Source organism: Myxacorys chilensis (genome assembly GCF_059505265.1).
This window is the reverse complement of record NZ_JCACKG010000254.1, coordinates 1-16,370: the sequence shown is the minus strand read 5'-3', so window position 1 is coordinate 16,370 and position 16,370 is coordinate 1. Positions and strand designations below refer to the sequence as shown.

Here is a 16,370-nt window from a genome sequence, read left to right as displayed (position 1 = left end):
TTGATGGGTTGTCTTAAACTTGCTAAGACTCCACGTATCTTTATTCTACCCATGAGAACACCTTCCTTCATCGCATTTTTTGAGCGAATTAGAAGCGTCTGAATGGTCAGAAAGGGGTTATAAAAAAGGAGACGCTTCGCTTCTAAAATTGATGGGAATACACTCTGATAAAAATACAGTGCTAGAACGAAATCATACTCAAACAGGATCACTCGATTACCGAAGCAATTTTGTAAGAATAGCTTTGGTTACTTGATCCCCACAAATCACCATCTCAGTTATTCTCTTAAAGAGATGATGCGAATGATACCTGAATTTCACCAATCGATCTATCAATCTTTTAGAGGAGTTGTGGAGCAGCTTCAAATGAAGATTTCGCAGCTTGGACAGAAGCGCGATGATCAGGAGAATGAATCTATAGATTTACGCCCTGAACTGATCTCGCTGCAAAAAATCTTTCAAGAAGACATTCGTAGCTTGAATATTGACGCGCTTACAAACACAGAAGCCCATCGTGTCCGCTCGATTTGGGTGGAAATCGACAAGCAACTGCGATTGCTCGGAATGGATGTTGCTTATGTGCGAGCGGCAAAGCAACCCGAAACCTTACAGCAACGAGTGGAGCAAGTGAAGGGACGGCTTGAGATGCTGATAGTTTACTGTGGAGCATTGCTGAGTGAGGAGAGATGATTTTTTTGAACTGCTTGCTTTGCCTGATTAAATAGAGAAGCATTGAATTGGGAGGGCTGAGCATTGCAATGTCCTAAAGATAGAAAGATTACGTTGGAAGCTGGAACATTAGTAGGCAATTTGGCAGCGAAATGTTGTTCTGAATGTCAGGGAAGCTGGATTTCTCCAGAAGACTATCAGCGGTGGCAGACTCAGCAGATTCGGCCAAAGACGATCGCAGAACTTGTTCCCAAGGTTATAGACGCTGATGGCTTTGAGACGTCGCTCTACGATGCAAAAGCTGCATTTTGCCCGGAGTGCGGCATTTACTTGACGCGAATTAAGTTAGGGATGAAGACGCCCTTTTATGTAGAGCGATGTCTCAGTTGTGGAGGCATTTGGTGCGATCGCGGCGAGTGGAATGCCCTTGAAGCGATGGGATTGCATGTTGCGATCGAGCAGCTCTCGTCTCAAGAATGGCAGTCTCTAGCACGAGAACGTGAGCATTTAGCTCAGGAACGTCAACTCACGATTGACCGTCTGGGCGAAGAGCTGGCGCAGCAGGTGTTTGAATTATCGGAGTTGCTAGAGAAGCATCCCAATGGCGATTTTGGCGTGGCCTATCTCATGCGCCGATTCGAGAATTTTGCTCAAGAGGTTGACACAAGGGAGGCCGATGCTAGAAATCAAGAGATTCGGGATCAAGTAAATCGGGCTTGAGCAATTTGACATCCGTGGCAGCAGATTGGGTAGCAGGTGTAGCGGAGGAAGCGCTGACTGGTTCAGAAATCTGTTTCAATTCGCTGCGAAAAGTCTAATCTTGAAGTCGTTTGATAAAGTAGCTGAACAAGAGTCGATCGCCGCAAACTATGAACGAGCCGCTATTAAGTGTCAAGAATCTACAAGTTGCTTATCGGAAAGGACAGCCGAACGTCGTTGATGACGTGTCTTTTGCGCTAAAGCCGGGGGAGCGACTTGGCCTAGTGGGTGAATCTGGCTGCGGCAAATCGACCTTGGGACGTGCCGTGATGCGGCTTCTCTCCGATGCGGCTCAAATTGGCGGAACCGTTACATTTCAAGGTCAATCTGTTTTTAATTTGGATGCAGCGAGTTTGAGACGCTTTCGAGGAGAAGCGGTAGCGATCGTATTTCAAGACCCGATGACGCGGCTCGATCCACTGATGACGATCGGAGATCACTGTCTGGAGACGCTAAAAGCACATGAGCCGAACCTATCAACCCGGGCAGCAAAGGAACGAGCGATCGCAACGCTCAAAGCCGTCAACATTCCCGAAAATCGATGGTCACAGTTTCCCCACGAGTTCAGTGGCGGAATGCGGCAACGCGTCGCGATCGCGCTGGCGCTACTGCTCAATCCCAAACTAATTGTGGCCGACGAACCGACAACGAGTTTAGATGTCACCGTTTCCGCCCAAATTCTTCAAGAGCTGACACGGCTATGCAGCGAACGCAACATGGCGCTCATTGTGATTTCTCACGATTTAGCGATGATTGGCCAATACTGCGATCGCATTGCCGTGATGTACGACGGAAAAATCGTCGAAACGGGCAGCACCACTTCTGTTTTCCAAAATCCACAACACGCTTATACTCAAACCTTACTAAATTCAGCCTTGCTGCTACAAGCAGAACAAGACGCCAGAATTCTAAAAACTGACCCGATTCTGCGTTTAGAAGCGCTCAAGCAACACTACACGATCGAGCAGAATTTCTTTTCGCAATTTTTTGACAAGAGGGACCGTACAATTCGCGCAGTTGACGGGATTGATTTAGAACTTTTTGCGGGAGAAACCTTGGGCTTAGTCGGGGAATCGGGATGCGGCAAGAGTACGCTTTCTCGAACGATTCTTCAATTACTGCGTCCGACTAGTGGCAGCGTGCAATTCCAAGGGCAGGAATTAACAGGTTTGGGACGGCATGAACTTCAGCAGCAACGGCGTCAAATGCAGATGATTTTCCAAGACCCTCACGCTTGCCTTAATCCGAGAATGACGATCGCGCAGATTATTGCTGATCCGCTGATCATTCACGGGTTGGCAACGCCTGAGAAGGCCAAGCAAGACGTAGAGTTTGTGCTAGAGCGAGTGGGACTAAATCCGAAAGAATTTTCTGGACGCTATCCAGGGGAACTATCGGGCGGGCAGCAGCAAAGGGTAGCGATCGCGCGTGCCCTAGTCACGCGTCCAAAGCTGGTAATTTGCGATGAGCCAGTCAGTATGCTCGATGCCACAGTACGGACTCAAGTTCTAGACTTGATGCAGGATTTGAAAGACGAATTTGATCTGACGTACTTATTTATTACGCATGACCTGTGGGTGGCGCGGTACTTCTGCGATCGCATCGCGGTGATGAACGGCGGAAAAATTGTTGAACTCGGAGCTGCAAAAGAAGTCTTCAGCCATCCTCAACACCCTTATACTCAGGCTCTTCTAGGAGCCGCTCCTTTACTAAACCAAACCATCTAACGGACTACCAGATCGCCCATCGTTTCGTCGATAGAAGCTAGAATGCAGAACAGTGCAGTGATCTCTAACGTTGCGTAGCCATAGCGGATGTCAAAAACAGAGTCAGAGCCTGATTCGCTCACTAAATTCGTTGAGACGTTACTCGTTCGGAGTCTGATTGTTCTCGGCGTCTTATTTTTGGTCTTGTACTTTCAAGGCAAACGTCCTTCTCTTTGGATGAGCAGTTCGGCTCGCGGGGCAGATGCACCCCTGGCAATGCGGGGCGGCGATCCGTATATTCGTGCCTTGATGCGAACCATTTCTGCGAGCGAATCTAATGTTAGTAATCCCTACTCGGTGATGTATGGCGGAGAGCGAATTAGCGATTTGAGCCAGCACCCCGATCGCTGTATTACGATTAGCGCTGGTCCTAATACTGGAGACTGCACAACAGCAGCCGGACGCTATCAGTTCATCACGACAACCTGGACTTTAAGAGCGAGACAGTATCACCCATCGCCCTATGGTTTTCTGGTGTGGTCGCGCTACAGTTTCGAGCCAGAGTATCAAGATGAGGTGGTGTATCGCTGGTTGAACGACCGCGCCGAATGGGGCGCTGATGTACGCCAGTTGTTGAAGCAAGGCAGAATCAATACGGTACTTGAGATGCTGTCTGGCACGTGGACGAGTTTGGGATACGGAATTGAGGATAATTCGATGAGTTCTGAACTGCCTCGCGTGTATCAACGTGTCTTGCGAGAAGAATTAAAGCAAACGGCGAGCAACTCTCAGTAGAGAGGTTTGAAATAACGCAATCATTAACACCAAAACTACTAATAGATAAATCGCTGAATAAAACAGTATTCGAGCATTACTTTCGGATGCACCAATTTCTAATGTACTGATCTAACTGTCACTTCGATCGCTGTTTTCCTAATGGTTTACTCTAGTATCTATACTGTATTCCGTTCCCCCTCATGACTGCCACGCCCATTCGCACTGAAGGTTTCTCGCTCGTTGCCTTGGCTCAACAAACGCGCGCTGCCGCCCGTCAACTCGCAGTTCAACCGTCTGATGTGAAAAATCGAGCCTTAACAGCGATCGCAGATGCTCTCGCCGCCAACGCGGATGAAATTTTAGCGGCAAACGCGGCGGACTGCGAAGCGGCCAAATCGGAAGGGACATCATCGGCTCTCTATGCTCGCTTGAAGCTAGATCAGACGAAACTAGAGGGCGCGATCGCAGGCGTCCGTGACGTTGCCCAACTCGCCGATCCAGTCGGGGCAGTTCAGATTCATCGCGAATTAGACGCGGGACTGACCATGAAGCGAATCACCTGTCCGCTTGGCGTATTGGGTGTGATTTTTGAGGCGCGTCCTGATGCGGTGATGCAAATTTCTAGTCTGGCGATCAAATCTGGAAATGGCGTGATTCTTAAAGGCGGAAAAGAAGCGATTCGTTCTTGCGAAGCATTGGTTAAAGCGATTCACCAAGGATTATTACAAACAGAAATTGATCCATCTGTGGTGCAGCTTTTGACAACGCGAGAGGAAACACTAGCGTTATTGAAACTCGATCAATATGTTGATCTAATTATTCCCAGAGGATCAAATTCCTTTGTCCGATTTGTGCAGGACAACACCCGCATTCCCGTATTAGGACATGCAGATGGGATTTGCCATTTGTATGTCGATCGCACAGCGGATATTGCCAAAACCGTTAAGGTGGCGATCGATTCTAAAACCCAATATCCGGCAGCTTGCAATGCGATCGAGACACTGCTAGTCCACACTGCGATCGCATCAGAATTTTTGTTAGAAGCTGCGCCTGCACTGCAAGCCAAAAATGTAGAATTGCGCGGCGACGATCGCACAAGAGACATTCTTAACATCACCGCTGCTACAGAAGCCGACTGGTCAACGGAATATAGCGATCTGATCTTGGCGATCAAAATTGTGGATTCGCTAGAAGCTGCGATCGCGCATATCAATACTTACGGCTCACGGCACACTGAAGCGATCATGACAGAAGACTCATCTTCCGCGCAGACCTTCCGATCTCAGGTCGATGCCGCAGGCGTTTATCACAACTGCTCGACTCGTTTTGCCGATGGTTTCCGCTATGGCTTTGGTGCAGAAGTAGGAATCAGCACGCAGAAAATGCCTCCACGTGGCCCCGTTGGATTAGAAGGATTAGTGACTTATAAGTACGAAATTGTAGGTGATGGTCATATTGCCGCAACTTACTCTGGTGCAGACGCAAAACCATTTACCCATCGAGACCTGTAAACATTACATCCAGAAACAACACGCCCAATGTTGCAGTTTATGCAACGTTCGTAGTAAAACAGACGCGACCGGATACGATAGCTTCAGCTTAAGTAAGACCTCGTATGATGAAGCAATTGATCCCTGCGTCTGTTCGACGTTCTGCTCGTGTTGCCTTGCGATCGCTAACCGACGTTAAAGCGGGTGAAGTCGCTCGCTTTGCTAATCCGTCATCGACCAAAATCGCGAAGGCTGAGCAATTTCTTCCTCAAATCAAAATTAGTCAAGAGATCAAAGCGAGTCATTATTCAGACAATAAACGACATAATCTTGCCCTTGCGGCTGAGCGCATCAATCACATCTTGATTGAACCGGGCGAAGTGTTCTCGTTTTGGCACTTGGTCGGACAACCGACTCGCCGCAAAGGATATTTGCCTGGACGAACATTAGTCAATCAAACGCTGCAAGCAGAATATGGCGGCGGTCTTTGCCAACTTTCAGGACTGCTCTACTACCTAGCGATCAGAGCCGGGCTTCACATCCTCGAACGCTATCCTCACTCCGTTGACATTTACACCGATGAGACTCGTTTCACACCCCTCGGCTCAGATGCCACTGTGGTTTACGGCTATAAAGACCTCCGATTTCTCAATCTCCTAGAACAAGCAATTTGCTTTCACATCACGGTTCAGCCTGATTCTATTAGGGGTCAGCTTTGCGCTAGAGAACCAATTAATGACTATCAAATCGAGTTTCGATCGAATTACAGTAGCCATCGGGTTGAAGTAGAAACGCTGCGCCAAATGGAGTTTGCACAGGAAAGTTTAGGGAAATCCATCTATCAATTGCCGTAAAAATGATTGTCTCTAGCGCATCTCTCGTAAGAATTTGTAATAAAAACGCTCATCAAATCGGACTAACGTAACAAATAGTGCAGTTTTTTCGCTGCGCCTTTCAGACTTAACGGATCGATACGCCAGCAAATCACTATTTAGTGTTGGAAAGTTTAGAATGAGCAACAATTTAGCAACAAAACTTCGCGAAGGCACCAAGAAATCTCACTCGATGGCGGAGAACACAGGCTTTATCGCGTGTTTCTTGAAAGGCACGGTAGAGAAAAACTCCTACCGTAAGCTCGTCTCCAACCTCTATTTCGTGTATTCCGCTATGGAAGAGGAAATGCGGAAGCACCAGAATCACCCTGTGCTGTCAAAAATGTACTTTCCTGAGCTAGAGCGCAAAGAAAGTCTGGAGCGGGATTTGGCATACTATTTTGGCGCAAACTGGCGGGAGCAGGTTGCTCCTTCAACGGCTACTCAGGCGTATGTCGATCGCATTCATGAAGTGTCTGAAACCGATCCTGAGCTAATGGTTGCTCATCTCTACACTCGGTATTTGGGCGACCTGTCGGGAGGCCAAATCCTCAAGAAGATTGCTCAAAACGGGATGAATTTGTCGGAAGGAGAAGGGACAAACTTCTACGAATTCAAGCAGATCTCAGACGAGCGCGAATTCAAGAAGCAGTACCGTGCGACTTTAGATGCATTGCCGATCGATGATGCCAAGGGCGATCGTATTGTGGACGAAGCAAACGATGCGTTCGGCTCGAACATGAAGATGTTCAAAGAACTTGAAGGCAACTTGATCAAAGCGATCGGGGTGGCGTTGTTCAACGTTCTGACCCGCAAGAACAAGCGCGGCAGCACCGAACTCGCAACGGCTGAGTAATTCTCCACTACGTTTCACAATTTTATATTCTTCTGAATCCTGGGGGCTTGGTGAGTTAACATCAAGTCTCCAGGATTCAAAGTTAGGAGCGGAGTTTAGCAAAGGCTCAAAAGTGCTGCTAATTTCTAACGCAGGAAATGCAGTCTTGAGGTTCGGAGACTATGCGACTACTGCCTTGATTTGGAACATGACGACAGAAATCACAAAGCTCGGCTGTTTCCTATTCAGAAGCCCTCTTGTTTCAACTGGGATCTGTCACTCTTGACAAATTAGCACTTATCCTTCACTAGATAGATGTGTCTCTTGACCCTGATAGAGTATTTTTCGTTAAATAGAGAAGTTTATAGCTTCACAAACTTACACAAAACGCTTATTTTTCCGTTCTAAGGTTTAGTTTTCTAATTGAATTCGCTAGTTTGTCTCACAGGTTGCATTCGTGAAGCTCGTTTCTAGATAGTTTAGTAGCAAAGAATCCGGGTATAGTGCGGATCTTACAGGCGTATTAGTCAAATTAATACTTTATTGGCTCTATGGCTCTCAGAAACTTTACAATTCGTAACCTCGTAGTAGATAATCTTAATAGAATAGAACCAAGTGGTGGAAACTATTGTCTAATATTCTGTCTCTTGAGCTTTCAGCATCAGTGGGTGAAAGCGTCCCAGTTGCTCTATTAACTTCTACCAAGTTTGAATTCTATTGCTCTCTCGCCATCTAAGAGGATGTTTCTTTCGTCAGTCTTTCCTGCTTCAGTTCACTGCGCTTCTTGGTTTTAGCAGCGCTATTAGCCTCAAAAGGTCATCTCTATAAGCCTTAAGTCTCGTACTCAGAAGTCATTATCTTTACTGTCAAGTTCATCGTTCGTGCTGAGCATTCGATTATGAAAACCGTTCTGACCCCTACTGATTCAGTTCGCGCCTACTTGCGAGAAATTGGGCGGGTTCCTCTACTCACCCATGAGCAAGAAATTCTTTACGGCAAGCAAGTTCAACGGTTGGCGCTTCTGAATGAAACCAAGGAAATGCTAATGGCACGAGGCGAGCAGCCTGCACCCGAAACATGGGCGCAGGCTGCTCGCCTGACAGTCGCAGAATTGCATCAAGCGATCGCAGAAGGCGAAATTGCTAAGCGTCGAATGGTGGAGGCTAATCTGCGGCTCGTGGTTTCGGTTGCCAAGAAATATACCAAGCGCAACGTCGATCTGATGGATCTAATCCAAGAGGGCACGATTGGCATGCAGCGCGGCGTTGAAAAATTTGACCCAACCAAAGGCTATCGATTTTCAACTTACGCCTACTGGTGGATTCGGCAAGCCATTACTCGCGCGATCGCGGAAAAAGGACGCACGATTCGGCTGCCAATTCACATTACTGAAAAACTCAACAAGATCAAAAAAGCGCAGCGGAGTTTGGCGCAGCAGCACGGACGCGCTGCCACGATCGCCGAGTTATCGTCCGAACTTGATCTGCCAGCAAAGCTCGTGCGCGAATATCTTGAGCGGGCGCGGGTTCCGCTATCTTTAGATTTGCGGGTTGGCGATAACCAAGATACCGAGTTAGGCGAACTGCTCGAAGACCAAGGCATGACGCCCGAAGACTACGCAGCTCAAACGTCTTTGCGTCAGGACTTAGAAGTATTGATGGCAGACCTTACGCCGCAGCAACAGCAGGTTTTGAGCTTGCGATTTGGCTTAGAAGACGGCAAAGCTTTAACGCTTGCTAAAATTGGTGATTGCCTCAACATTAGCCGAGAGCGCGTGCGCCAAATTGAGCGGGAAGCCTTGACGAAACTGAGAAAGCGTAAAGGTGAAATGGGAGAATATTTAGCGAGCTAAATCGGTACGGCTCGGACTACCTTCAGCGAATTCCGAACTTTTTCGGTTCGGTTCTACTGACTTCCGAGAGAAGCATCGCTTGTTAAAGTAGGGTTAACGAAAACGGATTAAGTCCTCCTATTGAGGTAGATACTGTGAACGATACATCCAATCAAGTTCCTGAGTTCTTAAGCGACAGCGCTGATGCAGGCAAGCTATGGCAGTATGTTCAATCATTAAGTCCAGAAGCGATCGCTCAACTGTCGAAGCCAACCTCTCCTGAAGTGATGCAGGTCATGGAGCGCAACATTCTTGGGCTGTTGGGTGGCTTATCTCCAGAAGGCTTTGAAGTGACAATTACAACAAATCGCGAGAATTTGGGTCGCCTATTGGCCTCTGCAATTATGAGCGGCTATTTTCTCCGTAACGTTGAGCAACGGATGGCGTTTGAGAAGTCGATGCAAGCGGTTGAGGCAGAATAAAACTGGAGGGTGCGGAAAGCTTGATCCTCTTCATCCCCCTCTTAACTCCTTGTGTCTTCAAAAGCTCCCAAAACTAGTCTTTCCCCCTCGGCAGATAAAGCTCCCCATCTGCCGATTTTTGTGATCTTAGAGCTACGTTCTACCCTACTAGAGTGGTATAGCCAGTCCGGTCGCGATTTGCCCTGGCGAAACACTCGCGATCCGTATGCGATCTGGATCTCAGAGATTATGCTGCAACAGACACAGGTCAAGACGGTGATTCCTTACTTTGAGCAGTGGATGCAGCGATTTCCGACGGTTGAAGCCTTGGCAACGGCGGATTTACAGACCGTTTTGAAAGCGTGGGAAGGGTTGGGCTATTACGCGCGTGCCCGCAATCTGCATCGAGCGGCGCAAGCGATCGTCACTCAGCACAATAGCGTTTTTCCTCAAGTATTAGACCAGGTTTTGGCGCTACCGGGAATTGGGCGAACGACCGCAGGCGGCATTTTAAGTGCTGCCTTCAATCAACCCGTCGCCATTCTAGATGGCAACGTGAAGCGAGTTCTGGCACGGCTGATGGCATTGAACGTTCCACCGAATCGAGCGTTAGCAACCTTATGGCAATGGTCTGAAGCCATTCTTGCTCCAGCGCCATCCTCCGAAACTTCGCAAAGCGATTCGCGCGATTTTAATCAGGCTTTCATGGATTTGGGCGCAACCATTTGTACGCCCAAAAATCCTTCCTGCCTTCTCTGTCCGTGGCAGCGTCACTGTCAGGCTTACAATTTAGGAATTCAATCAACATTGCCCATGTCAGAAACTCGTGCGCCGTTGCCTCATAAAATCATTGGAGTTGCCGTCATTTGGAACGATCAAAACCAAATTCTGATCGATCGCCGCAAACCAGAAGGGCTGTTAGGCGGGCTGTGGGAGTTTCCAGGCGGCAAAGTAGAGCCGGGAGAAACAATTGAAACCTGTGTTGAACGCGAAATTGCAGAAGAACTGGGTATTGAGATTGAGGTGGGCGATCGCTTAACGGTGGTTGATCACACCTACAGCCATTTTCGCGTTACTCTAAACGTCCATCACTGTCGACATCTGAGTGGCGACCCGCAGCCAATTGAGTGTGACGAGATTCGCTGGGTCAAGGTCAATGAGCTAGATCTCTACCCCTTTCCCAAGGCAAATATTCATATTATTGAAGCCTTGAAAAATCTGCCGTCTAGAACACTGCCCTGAAGGGATGTCTCTTGCTACGATCAAGAACTCACCTCTAGCTCGTATTCGGTGAACGGGGAGTGCCTTTATCATGGTCAGTCAGCCTAAGCCAACATCACAGCCGATCGTTCTCACATCACATCCGACTCGATTTGGTCCTAAACCCAATTCTTTAAACTGGGGGTCTGCAAGCCCGACGAAACGAGGCCCCATTATTGGAACTGTCACGACGCCCGCTCACCGAAACGTCATTGGAACTCATTCTGGCTCTTACGCGGTCTATCGGGCTTTAGCAGTTGCGAGCGGAAAGCTAGACGCCAATCATCGTGCTGATTTGACCAACACTTCTCCTGCCGCTCACATTGGTCCTTACCCCGCGTGGTCTGATCCTGACAAGATTGTCTCCCTCGATCCGTTCGGCGCGATCGTTGGAGAAGTCTACACCGAATTTTATGAAAAAGGCTACGATATTCGCCCCACGATCGCAATTACAAAAGCGCATATCAACATGCCTGAACTGCAAGACGCCGTAGCCAAAGGGCGATTGCAAGAAGACGGGCAGATTATGAAAAAAGGCGGCGATCTCGTTGTTACAAAAGCCGCGATCGAGCCAGTTTGGTATCTTCCTGGACTCGCTAACCGGCTTGGCGTCGATGAAAGTATTTTGCGGCGAACGTTGTTTGAGCAGACGGGCGGCATGTTTCCCGAACTCGTTACCCGTCCCGATTTGAAAATTTTTCTACCTCCAATCGGCGGTATGACGGTCTATATCGTGGGTGAGCCAGATGAGATCGCAGATCCAGAAAAATCGCTGACGGTTCGAGTCCATGACGAATGCAATGGTTCTGATGTCTTCGGATCAGATATTTGTACCTGTCGTCCTTATCTTGTGCACGGCATTGAAGAATGCATCCGAACCGCACAGAATGGCGGCGCAGGTGTGATTGTCTATTTCCGCAAAGAAGGGCGAGCGCTCGGAGAGGTGACGAAGTTTTTAGTTTATAACGCTCGCAAACGACAAGCGGGTGGCGATCGCGCCGATGCCTACTTCGCTCGAACCGAGTGTGTTGCTGGTGTCCAAGACATGCGGTTTCAAGAACTGATGCCAGATGTCTTGCATTGGCTCGGTATTACCCGCATCGATCGCTTTATCTCCATGAGCGATATGAAACACGATGCTATTACTGAGTCTGGAATCGAAATTGTTCAGCGTGTTCCTATCCCTGACGCTCTAATCCCGGCAGATGCACGAGTTGAAATCGAAGCGAAGAAAGCGGCAGGCTATTACAGCCAAACCGATATTCTTACCGAAGAAGAACTCGCTGCCATTAAAGGACGAGAACTCGAATAATTTTCCCTATGTCTAATGCTTCTACTGATACGATTCCTACGGATGCTCGTGAAGTGATTGCCTACTTGCGATCGCCTCAAGCTATCCGCGATCGCAGCGAACAACTTTTTGCATTAGCTCTAGCAAATCGTCTTGAACATTTTCAGTGTGATCTGACGAAACTCGATTCTGTTGCTGATTATGTGATTGATGTCATTCACGATCAGTATCCAGATCTCAATATCCCTTTTCACAGTCGATGGCGACATTTTGAGGTGGGCGGGTTGGCACGACTGCAAAACTTAGAGCGAGCCTTTCAGGGCTTATCTGCTCTTGAACGCGCTAGAGCCAAATTCGATTTGGTTGTTCCAAGTGTTTTACTCGATGCAGGAGCAGGCGCACAGTGGAGGTATCGTGAGCCACAGACCCATCAGGTTTGGCAACGCTCGGAAGGACTGGCAGTAGCAAGCTTCGACTGTTTCTGTCAGGGCATGTTTTCTAGCGATTCTGAATATCCATATCAATCTGATGCAGAAGGACTGCAAAGGGTGACATCTGAACGGCTAGGTGCTGGGTTTCAGGTCAATGATGAAAATCTGTTAGTGGGATTAGAGGGGCGATCGCGGCTGCTGCAAAAACTCGGTCAATCTCTCTACCATTCCCCTGATCTATTTGGCGCAGCTCATCCCCGCATTGGTAGGTTGGTCGATTATCTACTCGCTCATGCCGAAGACGGTAAGCTATCAGTCACAATCGTGTTCCAATCTGTTTTAGAAGGATTAGCACCCATTTGGCCAAGTCGGCTCGCGATTTCAGGGGTCAACTTAGGAGACGTTTGGCATCATTCTGCGCTGGTTAGCCAACCCTTTGCCGATCTGATTCCCTTTCATAAACTGTCCCAATGGCTCACCTACTCTTTGCTCGAACCGTTAGAAGAGTTAGGACTTACCCTTACCGATCTCGATCAAATGACGGGACTTCCTGAATACCGCAACGGCGGTCTTTGCCTTGATCTAGGTCTCCTGCATCTCAAAGATGCGGGGATGCGACAATGCCGTCACTCTCCAGGTGATGAAATTATCGTGGAGTGGCGATCGCTCACGGTAAGTCTGCTCGATCGAATCGCGGATACAATTTGTCGCCGCTTAGACCTAACCAGCGCAGATCTCCCGTTGGTCAAAATTCTTCAAGGCGGAACCTGGACAGCGGGGCGGAAAATTGCGTCACAGCTACGGCCTGATGGCGCGCCTCCGCTTCACATTGACAGCGATGGAACCGTGTTTTAATCACCCACACATCTCAGCGTGCAATCCTTTAGAGTTTGGCGAAAGCCAATCGCAAACAATATCTATGGCTGAAAACATCACCATCATCGAGCACCCGTTAATTCAACACAAACTGAGTCTCATGCGGCGCGCAGAAACAAGTACGGCTAAATTTCGATCGCTGATGACCGAGATCAGTATGCTGCTGGCCTACGAAGTGACACGAGATCTGCCCTTGCGCTACGAAACTATTCAAACGCCGATGGCAGAGATGGAGGCTCCAGTTTTAGCGCCTGATAAAAAACTAGTCGTTGTTTCGATTATGCGAGCAGGGCAAGGTATCTTAGACGGTATTCTGCAACTCATTCCCTCGGCACGCGTTGGTCACATTGGAATTTATCGCGATCCTCATTCCTTAATCCCAATCGAATACTACTTTAAAGTGCCCCATGATATTGAAGACCGAGATATGCTGGTCGTTGATCCGATGATGGCAACTGGAAATTCTGCGGTTGCCGCAATTCAGCGTTTAAAGCAAGCTAATCCTAAATCAATAAAATTTCTGTGCATTCTGGCGGCTCCTGAAGGAATTCATCACTTGCAAGACCATCACGCAGATGTTCCAATTTACGCCGCTGCAATTGATCAGGGTTTAGACGAACACGGATATATTATTCCAGGGCTTGGAGATGCGGGCGATCGCTTGTTTGGCACAAAGTGATATAATTCATCAGATGCAATATGGCGGCATAGCCAAGTGGTAAGGCAAGGGTCTGCAAAACCTTCACCCCCAGTTCGAGTCTGGGTGCCGCCTTTAAGGTGTAGAGCGAAGGAATAAGTGTCCGTAGCGAAGAATTAAATGTCAACTTAACGAAGAATTGCGTGTCAATTCGCAGTACGACCGAAGGATTAAATCTCAATTCGTTGAACCTAGCATTTTGATGAATGCGTTTACGGCCTATAGAGTCCATTTGAGATCTTTATGATTCTGGGCGGCTGTGCGGGGTATTTGGACGAGCGATCGCACTCGCGCTGATGGCAAATACTTCATCCTTGCCAATGAGGGAAAGTCGTTCATCCTGAGCGATAACAAGGGCGGAGTCTACAAGAGTGAACAACAAATTCTGATCGAGCGGATGTCTGCTAGTCTCGGTAATTCTGCCACAACGCAGCTTACAACCATTACCTTCACCGATGAAGAAATCACACCGAAGTTGAGTGAACTCGCCGCCACACAGCCCAATGCTTTGATTCTCCTCAGTGGTTCATTAGCGGTAGACCTGCCTAAAAATATTCGGGTCCCGATTATTGCAAACCAATTTCAAACGGCAAAGTTAGCTGATAAAACAATCACGCCGACCTTTCATCCCCTCGAATTGACCTTGCAACACCTGGCTGAGCAATATTGCACGGGCACACTCACCGCAAAAATCATTGCCCCGCGTCCTCAATGAGGGTACGGCAATGACTGGGTGAGAATAAGCAGAGCAAGTTTGGGGCAAACCTGGGTGGACGGGAGATGGATTTGTGGGCTATTGGTAATGCCGAGTCGTCCTCAATTTGGCGATTGTTCCTTTGCTCACCACATAAAGAATCAGCGTTGGAAAGGCGAGGTGCAGCAGTAAAACCAACATTGCTGAAAGGAGCTTAGACCAGTCAATTGCGTTCGGTTGGCTGATGCTGGTGAGAATCGGAGGAAGTGCCTCGGACAGGAGGATAGAAGCCCACGATACCGCTGGAATTGCAAACACCAACCAGCTAGAGATGATAATCCACCACGGCATTCTTCCCCTGCCAATTGACCGGTAAGCTCGACCTTCGAGCGCAATCCGCTGCATGGGAGCTAGACCAGAAGGAAGTGTTTCGACGACGGGGTAGCTTTGGGAAGCAGGAATGTCAACGGTGTACTTCTGAGGCTGAACCTGGAAGAAAGGGTCTTGTGGAGGGTCTTCAGGATGATCAGTTTCGGAGTGCTCATTCATAGCTCAAGTTGGCAATGAAGCTCTTTGTAAGTTGAGATCCATTCGCTTTCATCCGGTTTCCGGAGTCTGATGTTATTGGCTTCACAGATCGAAACCATTACGTACGGGCACACTAACCCTGATGCTTATTGCCCCTGTCCGTTATGAGGCGATTCAAACTGATTGCTGTTCTTCTACTGATGGCGGGCTGCACCGCGCAAGCAGAAAACTCACAACCGGCTCCTTTGCCAATGGTCGCGCCCATCTCGCAATCTTCCTTGGCTCCGTCTGGTCGAGCATCGCAGCAGTTCACGTTGAGACTGACGCTCTCAGCACTGGAAGACTTAAAGGTGAAAGAGAGCGACATTGTGGTGGTGAATCAAGTCCTGAGAGATCGCACCCGTGAACGACAGCCCTTAGAGGCACAAAAGCAACAGCTTGACATTCAGATTCAACGCTTGAAGCAACCGATCCCTGCCCCGTTATCCTTGCGGCGAATCCCCGACATTGCACCCTTACCCATTGATGCCTTTGATGAGGAACAAGCTGCGATCGCCCAAGCAAAACTGCATCTTGAAAAGGTAGAGCGCGATCGCGACAACCAGCAGCTCAAGATCGACGCCCTATCCACCTTGCCACCGAATGAAGTCCCGGTGATTGTGGTGGCTCATGAGCAAGAGAAGCTGAAGCAACGAGACATTGAAGTGCAGCAGGCACAGGCAGAATTACGACTGGCAGAAGCCAAGTTGGAGAATGCAAAACGGAACTATCAATATCAGAGTTACCAATACTCCCTGGAACTGAGTAAGCGTGACATCTTTATTCAGCATCATGAATTGGAACATGAGCGCCAGCAACAAGAACAAGGGCAACGACAGCGCGATCAAAAAGCTGCGGCTTAATGCCAAATACACCAGATTTGACAATAATTCCGTGCACGAATGTTGATGCAATTGATGGAATTTCTGGTGCAAAAACATGGACAGTTGTAATTCACTTCCAGAGCAACTATCCTATCTTCAACGCAACGAGTGAGGTCAATCTCACTACCTAGATGTAGTTGGATATAGCGGACGAGTTTTGCCCCAAACCCAGAAGCGCCGAAGACACCTCTCAAGTGCTTTCGGCGCTTCTCAGCTTATGCGTAATAACACCCTGGCGATGCGCTATTTTGACAGGAGGCAACCCTCCCA

Annotated in this window: 16 protein-coding genes and 1 tRNA gene; 16 read left to right on the top strand and 1 reads right to left on the bottom strand. The window is 48.5% G+C overall.

Features of this window, described 5'->3' with window-relative positions; all coding sequences use genetic code 11:
• The first annotated feature begins 303 nt into the window (after positions 1-303).
• From patD to AC5JLB_RS26140, 15 genes are all read left to right on the top strand, one after another.
• The gene (gene patD, locus AC5JLB_RS26210; protein WP_495876774.1) at positions 304-690 is read left to right on the top strand and encodes a heterocyst frequency control protein PatD; all 387 of its coding nucleotides are present in this window, start codon (positions 304-306) and stop codon (positions 688-690) included.
• Positions 691-753: 63 nt separating this feature from the next.
• Positions 754-1,389 carry a TFIIB-type zinc ribbon-containing protein gene (locus AC5JLB_RS26205; RefSeq protein ID WP_495876773.1) on the top strand — a complete coding sequence of 212 codons (636 nt, stop codon included), beginning with the start codon at positions 754-756 and terminating at the stop codon, positions 1,387-1,389.
• Positions 1,390-1,538: 149 nt separating this feature from the next.
• Positions 1,539-3,155 carry a dipeptide ABC transporter ATP-binding protein gene (locus AC5JLB_RS26200; RefSeq protein ID WP_495876772.1) on the top strand — a complete coding sequence of 539 codons (1,617 nt, stop codon included), beginning with the start codon at positions 1,539-1,541 and terminating at the stop codon, positions 3,153-3,155.
• A gap of 87 nt (positions 3,156-3,242) precedes the next feature.
• Positions 3,243-3,929, top strand: coding sequence for a glycoside hydrolase family 24 protein (locus AC5JLB_RS26195; protein ID WP_495876771.1), 687 nt, complete (start codon positions 3,243-3,245; stop codon positions 3,927-3,929).
• 182 nt (positions 3,930-4,111) lie between these two features.
• On the top strand, positions 4,112-5,422 hold the full coding sequence (locus tag AC5JLB_RS26190) for a glutamate-5-semialdehyde dehydrogenase (protein ID WP_495876770.1): 1,311 nt from the start codon (positions 4,112-4,114) through the stop codon (positions 5,420-5,422).
• 104 nt (positions 5,423-5,526) lie between these two features.
• The gene (locus AC5JLB_RS26185; RefSeq protein ID WP_495876769.1) at positions 5,527-6,255 is read left to right on the top strand and encodes a VanW family protein; all 729 of its coding nucleotides are present in this window, start codon (positions 5,527-5,529) and stop codon (positions 6,253-6,255) included.
• A 157-nt stretch (positions 6,256-6,412) separates the two neighbouring features.
• Complete coding sequence (locus AC5JLB_RS26180) at positions 6,413-7,129, top strand: biliverdin-producing heme oxygenase (RefSeq protein ID WP_495876768.1); 717 nt, start codon at positions 6,413-6,415, stop codon at positions 7,127-7,129.
• Positions 7,130-8,006: 877 nt separating this feature from the next.
• Entirely contained in the window at positions 8,007-8,960 is a 954-nt protein-coding gene (locus AC5JLB_RS26175) for an RNA polymerase sigma factor, RpoD/SigA family (RefSeq protein WP_495876767.1), read from the top strand.
• Positions 8,961-9,094: 134 nt separating this feature from the next.
• Positions 9,095-9,421 (top strand): DUF760 domain-containing protein, encoded by a 327-nt coding sequence (locus AC5JLB_RS26170; RefSeq protein WP_495876766.1) that lies wholly within the window; start codon positions 9,095-9,097, stop codon positions 9,419-9,421.
• Between the two features lie 51 nt (positions 9,422-9,472).
• Positions 9,473-10,642, top strand: coding sequence for an A/G-specific adenine glycosylase (gene mutY / locus AC5JLB_RS26165; RefSeq protein ID WP_495876765.1), 1,170 nt, complete (start codon positions 9,473-9,475; stop codon positions 10,640-10,642).
• Positions 10,643-10,712: 70 nt separating this feature from the next.
• Complete coding sequence (locus tag AC5JLB_RS26160; protein ID WP_495876764.1) at positions 10,713-11,972, top strand: GTP cyclohydrolase II; 1,260 nt, start codon at positions 10,713-10,715, stop codon at positions 11,970-11,972.
• A gap of 8 nt (positions 11,973-11,980) precedes the next feature.
• Positions 11,981-13,237 (top strand): URC4/urg3 family protein, encoded by a 1,257-nt coding sequence (locus tag AC5JLB_RS26155; protein WP_495876763.1) that lies wholly within the window; start codon positions 11,981-11,983, stop codon positions 13,235-13,237.
• Between the two features lie 64 nt (positions 13,238-13,301).
• Positions 13,302-13,937, top strand: a complete 636-nt coding sequence (upp, locus tag AC5JLB_RS26150) for a uracil phosphoribosyltransferase (RefSeq protein WP_495876762.1) — start codon at positions 13,302-13,304, stop codon at positions 13,935-13,937.
• Between the two features lie 22 nt (positions 13,938-13,959).
• Positions 13,960-14,030 (top strand) — tRNA-Cys (locus tag AC5JLB_RS26145).
• 184 nt (positions 14,031-14,214) lie between these two features.
• On the top strand, positions 14,215-14,670 hold the full coding sequence (locus tag AC5JLB_RS26140) for a hypothetical protein (RefSeq protein ID WP_495876761.1): 456 nt from the start codon (positions 14,215-14,217) through the stop codon (positions 14,668-14,670).
• Positions 14,671-14,748: 78 nt separating this feature from the next.
• On the opposite strand, the gene AC5JLB_RS26135 is transcribed toward AC5JLB_RS26140, so the two are convergent.
• The gene (locus AC5JLB_RS26135; protein WP_495876760.1) at positions 14,749-15,198 is read right to left on the bottom strand and encodes a hypothetical protein; all 450 of its coding nucleotides are present in this window, start codon (positions 15,196-15,198) and stop codon (positions 14,749-14,751) included.
• Between the two features lie 143 nt (positions 15,199-15,341).
• Between AC5JLB_RS26135 and AC5JLB_RS26130 the strand changes: the two genes are divergently transcribed.
• Positions 15,342-16,079 (top strand): hypothetical protein, encoded by a 738-nt coding sequence (locus tag AC5JLB_RS26130; RefSeq protein WP_495876759.1) that lies wholly within the window; start codon positions 15,342-15,344, stop codon positions 16,077-16,079.
• The last annotated feature ends 291 nt before the right edge of the window (positions 16,080-16,370 follow it).